Below are 2260 nucleotides of genomic sequence, written 5' to 3' on the forward strand. Positions count from 1 at the left end.
CTGTCGATGGCGAAGCCGAGTCCGCCGCCGACGGCGCCGAGCCCATCAGCCACAATCGTGCTGACCTGCCACTCACCAGAACCGAAGGCCGGCGCAAGCGCGACCAGTAAGGCCGCAACAGTGGAGATCAGAAAGGCGGCAACACAGGGTCTTCGACGCACTACGCTCACCATGACGATCGTGTACCGTTCAGCGAGGTCGGCCTCCAGACATCCACTCCGCGCCACGACCATGCCTCGGCTACTTTCAGGGACTGTCCGGGTTATACGCACAGAAACGGAATTGAGAGACAGTGTTTCCGTATATGGAAATACTAAGGCGCATAGCAGTGCGGGTCAACGCAAGGCTAACTCAAGTCAAAGTATGAGATGTCGTAAATCGCACTGTTCTGCGACATAGACACTTTCTTAATAACGCTATGCCGATGTCTAGACACACGCAATGGAATCTGATACAGGCTCACCGCCGCACCTCTCTCATTTCCCGTACACAATCAGGTGCATAACCACATAGTATAACCGTGCATCGGAAGACAGATGGCGCGCTTGCAGGGACTTGGGCAAGCTCGTGCGGCAAGCCACTCCCGCCAGAGCCCTATGGGCGCACAGGAACGCCACGCCTGACAGCGAATCAGAGGCGTGGCGTTCCGGATTCTCGCAGGGAGCAGGCCTGCGTCTATTCGACCTTGTAGGTGGCGGCCACCATGGCGCTGGCGGAGGCGGTGCCTGAACCGCTCGGCGGTGTGAACATGCGCATCATCGCCATCAGTCCTCCCTCGTCACCTACACCCATGACCTGCAGGCCAACGAGAGCCCCTAGCTTCCGCCCGGCCTTCGCAGCCGCCATCTCTGCGACTGACCGCGACTGATCGATCGCCTCACTGAGCGCCTTCTGTTGAAGTGCCTTGGCGTCCTTGACCCCGAACCTGATCATGTCCTGGGACGTGAGCATCTGGCTCACTACCATGGGGTTCACCGCCGCCCCCTCAGCCCCTGCAGCATCGACGATCCGTGCCGCATCGTCGAACACCAGGCCCGGGTCGATCTGGTTGATGCGCACCGTCAGAGTGCTGGACACAAAGAAGCTGTCCTTGTCCTTGTTGCCACCCATCATCTGCTGCAGCCCCCCGGCACTGATCCGTGGAGCCCCGGGCTTGATGTCTGCCTGCTTGACGCCCTGCTCAACCAGCTTGCTGACTGCCCGGTCTCGTCGATCCTGATTCACCATCAGCGCCGACTGGGCCGTCGGCCCAGTCCCCTGGATCGTCAGAACTACCTCCGCCCACTCGGGCGGCGCCTCCGCGGTGCCCATGGAGGTCACCGTGATCGTGTCCTGCGGCGATGGTCCGGTCGGATACATCTGTGCGAACCCCGTCGTTGCGACCAACAGACCGATCCCCAGCACCAACGCGAGCCTTCCCATCACTTGTCAGACCCCCTTAGAGGTGTACGGCTTCCGACTGTTTTCCACAAAGGTAAGCACCGCTCTAGGACGAAACCTCTTGCATCACTGCACTGAGGTGATCTAATGCGCTGCGCCCTGTTCTGGTTCCTTTCCGTCACAGCCGCCTGTTCGGCTTTGGCCCAGACGGTCAATCCTATCGACTACGCCCGCGAGGCCACGGTCAAGGCATCTTGCGCCGCCGGGGCTCCTGACGCCAAGTACGGCATCAGCAGCGCCACGGACGGCAACCCCTCAACCTGGTGGGCCTCCTCCGCCAACCCGAAGTACCCGATCCAGGTTTCCCTGGGTTTCCCTCGGCCCGTCACCGTCGATACCCTTCTGCTCACCCAGGGCAACCCGCTACCGATCTACTCCTGGATCAAGCGCCTACGGGTTGAGTCCCCGGGCGTGGCCCCGGTGGATTTGGATCTGGCCGACACGGGCGGTTCGCAGGTGGTCCGATTCCCGGCGCGACAGACCGAGGTGCTCACACTCTCCCTTCTCGAGCCCTACGACGCCTCGCGAATCTACGTCACCCTGAGCCAGCTTAGCGTCAACAACGACCCCGACCAGAAGGTGAGGATCAAGGTGCCTCCGACGCTCACCTGGCGTTCCGCCGACCTGCGCCCCCAGGGGCGTGCCCAGCATCCCTGCGTCTACATGACCCCGGAGGACGTCGCAGCAGCGCGACAGCGCGTGCAGACCGTCCCCTGGGCCCAGAAGTGGTTCGCCCAGGTACTCGCCGAGGCTGACCGTTGGGTCGCCAGGGACGACGCCTGGTTCGCCGATCTCCTGCCCGAGCAGGGAGCCTGCTTCG

2 protein-coding genes are annotated in these 2260 nt (G+C 62.3%); one reads left to right on the plus strand and one right to left on the minus strand.

Annotated elements, in window-relative coordinates:
* Positions 1–675: 675 nt before the first annotated feature.
* Positions 676–1422, minus strand: a complete 747-nt coding sequence (locus ABFE16_02555) for an SIMPL domain-containing protein (GenBank protein MEN6344153.1) — start codon at positions 1420–1422, stop codon at positions 676–678.
* A 105-nt stretch (positions 1423–1527) separates the two neighbouring features.
* Between ABFE16_02555 and ABFE16_02560 the strand changes: the two genes are divergently transcribed.
* Positions 1528–2260 (plus strand): hypothetical protein (locus ABFE16_02560; protein MEN6344154.1); only part of this gene is annotated, 733 nt, incomplete at its 3' end.

The sequence above is a fragment of the Armatimonadia bacterium genome (assembly GCA_039679385.1).
Lineage (GTDB): Bacteria > Armatimonadota > Zipacnadia > Zipacnadales > JABUFB01 > JAJFTQ01.